A 7,616-nucleotide genomic window follows, 5' to 3' on the forward strand; every position below is an offset into this window, starting at 1 on the left:
GCCAAGGCCAGTGACCTGGGGTTCTCCTGCTACGTGCACCCCGAGATCGAATTCTTCCTGCTGAAGCCCGGCGCTGAAGACGGCTCCGTGCCGGTCCCGGCCGACAACGGCGGCTACTTCGACCAGACCATCCACGACTCGGCGCCCAACTTCCGTCGGCACGCGATCGACGCACTCGAATCGATGGGCATCTCGGTCGAGTTCAGCCACCACGAGACGGCGCCCGGCCAGCAGGAGATCGACCTCCGCTACGCCGACGCGTTGTCCATGGCCGACAACATCATGACCTTTCGCTACGTCGTCAAAGAGGTTGCGATCGAAGAGGGCGTACGGGCGACCTTCATGCCGAAGCCGTTCAGCGATCAGGCCGGATCTGCGATGCACACGCACATGAGCCTGTTCGAAGGCGACACCAACGCCTTCCACAACCCAGACGATCCGATGCAGCTGTCGGAGACCGGCAAGTCGTTCATCGCGGGAATCCTCGAGCACGCCAACGAGATCAGCGCCGTGACCAACCAGTGGGTCAACTCCTACAAGCGTCTGGTGCGCGGCGGCGAGGCACCGACGGCAGCGTCGTGGGGACCAGCCAACCGGTCCGCCCTGATTCGGGTTCCGATGTACACCCCGAACAAGGCGTCGTCTCGCCGCGTCGAGATTCGCAGCCCCGACTCCGCATGCAATCCCTACCTCGCGTTCGCAGTCTTGCTCGCCGCCGGCCTGCGAGGCATCGAGAAGGGGTACACCTTGCCTCCCGAGGCCGAGGAAGATGTGTGGGCACTGACCTCGGCTGAGCGTCGCGCCATGGGCTACAAGGAACTGCCGGGCAGCCTCGACCAGGCACTCAACGCGATGGAGAACTCCGAGCTCGTCGCCGAGGCGCTCGGTGAGCACGTGTTCGACTTCTTCCTGCGCAACAAGCGTCGTGAATGGGAGGAGTACCGCAGTCACGTCACTCCGTACGAACTCAAGGCCTACCTGGGGTTGTAACGGCTCACCTCGTCGATGGGTTAGTTTTATCTCGTTCAGTATCGAGATTTCCCACCCGCGATGAGGTGAATCTGTTGTCACGCCAGAGTCGAGGTGTTCGCTGATGGTGCGTCCACCCACGTCACGATCCGTCGTCCCCGGCGCAGCTCGACTGGGATTGGTGGAGTCGACGGCCCCGGCCGATCTGCAGAAGCTGGGATGGGTCGGCGAGAAAAGCCTCGAACTCCTCTGGTCCCTGTCGCGCGCCGCCAACGCAGACCTCGCGTTGCGCACCGTTGTTCGCTTGCAGGAGTCGCTGGGTGACGCTTTCGCCGAGCTCGACGCCGCCCTGCGGTCGGACAAGGGCCTGCGTGGCCGACTTCTGGGTCTCGTCGGCGCCTCGAGCGCACTGGCCGATCACCTGGTCTCCGACGCGCAGTCCTGGCAACTGCTCGCGACGCCTGACGGCGGGCACGCAGGACCCCGCAACCGCGTCGACCTCCCCAGCAAGGAGCAGTTGACGCAGGAGTTGCTCGACGCGGTGCGAGCCGTCCCCGAAACGGGCGAGAACGCCGCCGACACCCTGTATCGCGCGGGCATCATCGGGCCCGACGCCGTGTCCGCGTTGCGCAAGACCTACCGCGATCAGGTCATGGTTCTCGCTGCGGCCGATCTCGCAGCCACCGTCGAGAACGAGCCTGTGGTGCCGTATCAGCTTGTGGGCACGCAACTTTCGGATATGGCCGACGCCGCGTTGACGGCGGCACTCGCCGTCGCGGTCGCCACCGTGTGCCCGGACCGGCCGTGCCCCGTCCGTCTCGCGGTAGTGGCGATGGGCAAATGCGGTGCGCGAGAACTCAATTACGTCTCAGACGTCGATGTGGTGTTCGTGGCCGAGCCGGCCGACGCGGTCGCGAGCCGCATCGCGGGTGAGATGATGCGCATCGGTTCCTCGGCTTTCTTCGAGGTCGATGCAGCGCTACGCCCGGAGGGTAAGCGCGGCGAACTCGTGCGCACGCTCGACTCGCACGTCGCCTATTACAAGCGTTGGGCAAAGACCTGGGAATTCCAGGCGCTGCTCAAGGCGCGGCCGATGACGGGTGATCTCGAACTCGGTCACGACTACGTCGCAGCGCTGAACCCCATGGTGTGGTTGGCTTCTCAACGCGAAGACTTCGTTCCCGAGGTCCGCGCGATGCGCCGCCGAGTGGAAGAAATGGTTCCGCCGGAGCTCCGCGAACGCGAGATCAAACTCGGCCGTGGCAGCCTCCGCGACGTCGAATTCGCAGTCCAGCTACTGCAGCTCGTCCATGGGCGCACCGACGAGTCGCTGCGCGTGCTCGGTACCGTCGACGCGCTGGCCGCTCTCACCGATGGTGGCTACATCGGTCGGGACGATGCCGCCAATCTGACGGCGTCGTACGAGTTCCTGCGGCTGCTCGAACACCGACTGCAGCTGCAGCGCATGAAGCGCACTCATACCCTGCCCCCGCAGGACGACGAGGAAGCGTTGCGTTGGCTCGCGCGGGCGGCGCATATGCGGCCGGACGGTAACCGCGATTCGCTCGGCGTGCTCAACGCCGAGATCAAGCGCAATGCCCAACGGATTCGCCGTCTGCACGCGAAGCTGTTCTACCGGCCACTTCTCGATTCGGTGGTCAAGTTCGACTCCGATACCGTGCGTCTGACGCCGGACGCCGCTGTCCGTCAGCTTGCCGCTCTCGGCTATGCCACACCGGAGAACGCGTTGGGGCATCTACGCGCACTCGTCGGCGCAGGCACGCGGCGTGGTCAGATTCAGGCCGTCCTGCTCCCGACGTTGCTCGAATGGCTGGCGGACACACCGGATCCCGATGCCGGGCTGTTGAACTACCGCAGGCTGTGCGAAGCAGCGGTGGAGCAGACATGGTTCCTACGCACCCTGCGTGACGAGGGTGCCGTCGCTCAGCGCCTGATGATCGTCCTGGGATCGTCGGCGTACGTTCCCGACCTGCTGATCAAGGCGCCGGAGGTCATTCGACTCTTCGCGGACGGCCCGACGGGTCCGCGGCTTCTGGACGCCGAACCAGAGGAGACCTACCGCGCCATCCTCTCTTCGTCCGGGCGCTACGAGGACCCCGTTCGTGCCATCAATGCTGCGCGAGCGTTGCGTCGCCACGAGCTCGCGCGCGTCGCGTCCGCGGACATCCTCGGGATGCTGGACGTCCCGCAGGTGTGCCGCGCGTTGTCGTCGGTCTGGGCTGCGGTCATCAATGCAGCGCTTGCTGCCGCCATCAGGGCGAGCGTCACCGAACGCGGTGAGCCGGCACCCGCAACGTTGGCGGTCATCGGCATGGGCCGGCTCGGCGGAGGCGAGCTGGGGTACGGCAGCGACGCGGACGTGCTCTTCGTGTGCGAACCCACGGAGGGCGCCGAGGAGACCGTGGCGGTCAAGTGGGCCAACGGAATTGCGGATCGTATTCGCAAGCTTCTCGGTGCACCCAGCACGGATCCGCCGCTGGAGGTGGACACCGGACTGCGTCCGGAGGGCCGCAACGGCCCGGTCGTGCGCACCCTTGCCTCGTACCAGGCCTACTACGCACAGTGGGCGCAGGCGTGGGAAGTGCAAGCACTGCTGCGGGCTCATCAGGTGGCCGGCGACGAGGATCTCGGCATCCGGTTCCTGTTGATGGCCGACAAGGTGCGGTATCCGGAGGGCGGCGTGTCGCAGGAGGCAGTCCGCGAGATTCGCCGAATCAAGGCGCGAATCGATTCCGAGCGTCTGCCCAAGGGTGCCGATCCCGCGACGCACACCAAACTGGGACGCGGTGGACTGGCCGATATCGAATGGACCGTACAGCTGATCCAGCTGCGGCACGCGCACGACATTCCCGCGCTGCACAACACGTCGACCCTGCAGAGCCTGGACGCGATCGGCGCGGCCGAGTTGATGAGCGAGACGGATATCGAGTTGCTCCGTGAGGCATGGATTCTCGCCACCAAGGCGCGCAACGCCCTCGTTCTCGTGCGTGGCAAACCGACCGACCAGCTGCCGCGACCCGGCCATGTGCTCTCTGCAGTGGCCAAGGTCGCGGGCTGGAAGAACGGCGACGCAGGGGAGTTTCTCGACAACTACCTGCGGGTGACGCGCCGGGCGAAGGCAGTGGTGGAGCGGACTTTCGGGGCCTGAAGCGGACCCACGCCTACTCCGCGGTGACGAAGCCCTCCGCCACCATCCAGTCCCGAGCGACCTCGGCGGGTTCGAGACCGTCGACATCGACCTGGCGATTGAGCTCGGTCATGACCTCGTTGGTCAGCTTCGCCGAGATCGGGGCCATCACGTCGGTGACCTCCGGATGCGCCTCGGAGAACGACTTCTTCATCACCAACGCCGGGTTGTACTTCGGGAAGAACGCGCGATCGTCCTCGAGCAGCACGAGATCGAGCGCAATGATGCGACCGTCCGTGGTGAACACCTCACCGAACTTGCACTGCGTCCCGTCGGCCGTTGCCTGGTAGATGATTCCGGTCTGCAGAATCTGCCGCGGCGCCGCGGCTGGGTCGAACTCGTACTTCGCGGCCAGTCCCGGATAACCGTCCTGACGCACATTGAACTCGGTCTCGACGCACGTGGTCGCTGCTGCCGGATCGGTTGCCACCAGACGCGCATAGTCGCTCACCGTGCGGACCCCGGTCTGCTCCGCAGTCTGTCTGTTCGTTGCGATGGCGTAGGTGTTGTTCATCGGCGCCGGGACGGCCCACACCATGTCGTTGGCCTCGAGGTCGGCATCGCGGATTGCCTCGTACTGCGCCTGTTCGTTGGGTAGGGGAGTCTCGTTGCCCAGATAGTTGATCCAACCGGTACCCGTGTACTCGTACGTGAGATCGATCTGGCCGTCCAACTGGGCATCGCGAGTGCTGTTGGAGCCCTGAATGTTGGTCAGGTCCCGCACTTCCGCGCCTGCCGCGGTCATCGCGAATTCGATCATGTAGCCGAGAATGATCTGTTCGGTGAAGTCTTTCGAGCCCACCGTGATCTTGACGTCTTGCAATTCGGGTACGGGCTCAATACTCGCCGGGCCGACGGCCAACGGCACGGCGCCTCCGGACTCGAGCCCGCAGCCGGCCAGCAGCGGACCGGACAGCAGTGCGCCGGACAGTACCACCGCGAACGCGCGGATCTTCGTCGAAGACGTTGTCATCGAAGTCCTTTCGGTCCGAGGAACTGCTCGGCCAGTGCCCCGAGCCAGTCGATGAACAACGCCAACGACACAGCGAGCACGGCGCCGACGACAAGAGTCACGTTGTCGCGCAGCTTGTACCCGGTATCGATGAGAATGCCGAGTCCTCCCGCGCTGACCAGGAAGCACAGAGTTGCGGTACCGACGGCGAGAACGAGCGAGGTGCGCAGACCCGCGAGGATGTACGGGACGGCCATGGGGAATTCGATCTTCCGCAGAACCGTCGTCGAAGACATGCCCTGACCGCGTCCGGCGTCAATGAGGATCCGATCGACCTCCTGGTAACCCAGAATCGTGTTGCGGAGCACCGGAAGCAGTGAATAGAACGCAATCGGCAGCACGCCGATCCAGAACCCGGTCTGTCTGGTTGCCAGGTAGAACAATACGAGCAGACCGATGGCAGGTGCTGCAGCACCGATGTTCGCGATGCCCACGAAGAACGGGGCGAGGCGGGTGTAGCCCGGCCGGGTGAGCAACGTTCCCAGCGGAACGGCGATGACGACGACTATGACGATGACGGCCACGGTGAGCAAGATGTGCTGCCACGTCAGGGTCGCGATATTGGACATGCTGATGCTGCCCAGCTGCGTCGCGGTCAGCTCGCGGCTGAACGCCCACCCCAGAACTCCGACGACCAGGATCAAGACGATCGCGGGCTGCACGAGCAGGCGAATTCGCTCGGCGCGCGTGGCCGCGCCGCGCTCGGAGGCGCCCTCGTCGGGCGGTGCCTCCATCTCGGGCGGTTCGGCGTCACGGATGGTCCCGGGACGCCACGCCGACTCCGACGTGGTCATGCCGGAGCTCCGGCGGGCGGATTGGCCGGTACAGCGTCGTTGTCGTCGTGATCGTGCTCGTGCGCCTCTCGCATCTTCTGCAAATGGCCCACAAGGGTGTCGATGGAGATCAGGCCCACGTACTCGCCGCGCTTGCCGGTGACGACGGTGGATGCGGTGCTCTCGGCGAGCAGTGCTTCGAGTGCGTCCTGCAGCGTCGACTGCGTCGAGACGAGTTCGCCGATCGGTACGCCGACGCCGCGCAGGTTCGACGCGGTGGCCAGGTGAGCGGGGGAGACCCACCGAAGCGGACGGTTGCGGTCGTCCAGCACCAGACCCCACTGCCACTTGCGGGAGCTGATATTCGCCCGGAATTCGTCTACCGGATCGTTCTCCTGCGCTGTAGGGCACTGCACGAGGCGCACGTCCCGGATCCGCGTCAACGTCAGCTGCTTGAGCGAAGCGTCGGCGCCGACGAAGCCCGCAACCATATCGTTCGCGGGATTGGCGAGAATCGCTTCGGGAGTGTCGTACTGCATGATCGTCGACTGATCGCCGAGTACCGCGATCCGGTCGCCCAGTTTGACCGCTTCGTTGAAATCGTGGGTTACGAACACAATCGTCTTGCCCAGTTCCGACTGAAGCCGCATCAATTCGTCCTGCAACAGGCCGCGGGTAATCGGGTCGACAGCACCGAACGGCTCGTCCATCAGCAACACGGGAGGGTCGGCAGCCAGGGCACGGGCCACGCCGACGCGCTGCTGTTGGCCGCCGGAGAGTTGCCTCGGGTAACGATCCCGATAGGTGTCGGGGTCGAGACCGACCAGATCGAGCATCTCGTCGGTTCGGTCGGAGATTCGCTTCTTGTCCCAGCCGATCAGCCCAGGGACAGTGCCGACATTCTTCGCGATCGTCAGGTGTGGGAACAGGCCCGCCTGCTGAATGGAGTACCCGATACCGCGACGCAGTTCGTCGGGATCGATGGACAGCGCGTCCTTCCCGTCGATCGTGATCTTGCCGGACGACGGCTCGATCAGACGGTTGATCATCCGCATCGTCGTCGTCTTGCCGCAGCCCGAAGGACCGACGAACACCACTGTCTCGCCGGCGGGAACCGTCAGCGACACGTTGTCGACGGCGGCGGCTTTCTGGCCCGGGTAACGCTTGCTGACGGAGTCGAGCACGATGTCGACTCCTGACACATGCTGCTTGGCTGATTCAGTCACGAATACCCCTCGAAGTAGTGATGCGGCCGACCAGGACGAGAATTCCGTCGACGACGAGTGCAAGTAGAACGATGAGAACGGTGCCCGCCAGAGCTTGCGGAACTGCGTTGGGGCTGCCGACCCGAGTGAGGCCGGAGAAAATGAGGTTGCCGAGACCCGGGCCCTTCGCATAAGCCGCAATGGCCAGAATGCCGAACAGCATCTGGGTGCTGACGCGCATACCGGCGAGAATGGACGGCCACGCCAGCGGCATTTCGATACGTGAAAGGATTCTGGCCCTGTTCAGGCCCACGCCTTTCGCGGCGTCCGTGACGGCAGGGTCGACCGAGGCGAGACCGATGATCGTGTTGCGAATGATGGGGAGGAGCGCGTACAGCACCAGCGCAGTGATCGTCGGCCCCACACCCAACCCGAGAATGGGGATGAGG

At 64.8% G+C, this 7,616-nt stretch carries 6 protein-coding genes; 2 read left to right on the forward strand and 4 right to left on the reverse strand.

Translation table 11 applies throughout. From position 1 onward, the window contains the following. A partial coding sequence (locus tag WBQ44_RS16125; protein ID WP_495567679.1) for a glutamine synthetase family protein occupies positions 1–990 on the forward strand: 990 nt, incomplete at its 5' end. A 103-nt stretch (positions 991–1,093) separates the two neighbouring features. Continuing rightward, on the forward strand, positions 1,094–4,138 hold the full coding sequence (locus WBQ44_RS16130) for a bifunctional [glutamine synthetase] adenylyltransferase/[glutamine synthetase]-adenylyl-L-tyrosine phosphorylase (protein ID WP_495567680.1): 3,045 nt from the start codon (positions 1,094–1,096) through the stop codon (positions 4,136–4,138). 13 nt (positions 4,139–4,151) lie between these two features. On the opposite strand, the gene WBQ44_RS16135 is transcribed toward WBQ44_RS16130, so the two are convergent. The 4 genes from WBQ44_RS16135 to WBQ44_RS16150 all read right to left on the reverse strand — a co-directional run. Further along, the gene (locus WBQ44_RS16135; protein WP_495567681.1) at positions 4,152–5,150 is read right to left on the reverse strand and encodes a glycine betaine ABC transporter substrate-binding protein; all 999 of its coding nucleotides are present in this window, start codon (positions 5,148–5,150) and stop codon (positions 4,152–4,154) included. Beyond that, positions 5,147–5,923 carry an ABC transporter permease gene (locus WBQ44_RS16140; RefSeq protein WP_495567684.1) on the reverse strand — a complete coding sequence of 259 codons (777 nt, stop codon included), beginning with the start codon at positions 5,921–5,923 and terminating at the stop codon, positions 5,147–5,149. The genes WBQ44_RS16135 and WBQ44_RS16140 overlap by 4 nt, the downstream gene beginning before the upstream one ends. A 56-nt stretch (positions 5,924–5,979) precedes the next feature. After that, on the reverse strand, positions 5,980–7,188 hold the full coding sequence (locus WBQ44_RS16145; RefSeq protein WP_495567682.1) for an ABC transporter ATP-binding protein: 1,209 nt from the start codon (positions 7,186–7,188) through the stop codon (positions 5,980–5,982). Then, a partial coding sequence (locus tag WBQ44_RS16150) for an ABC transporter permease (protein ID WP_495567683.1) occupies positions 7,181–7,616 on the reverse strand: 436 nt, incomplete at its 5' end. The genes WBQ44_RS16145 and WBQ44_RS16150, both read right to left, overlap by 8 nt.

Source organism: Rhodococcus sp. (in: high G+C Gram-positive bacteria), assembly GCF_049591685.1.
Taxonomy (GTDB): Bacteria; Actinomycetota; Actinomycetes; order Mycobacteriales; family Mycobacteriaceae; genus Rhodococcoides.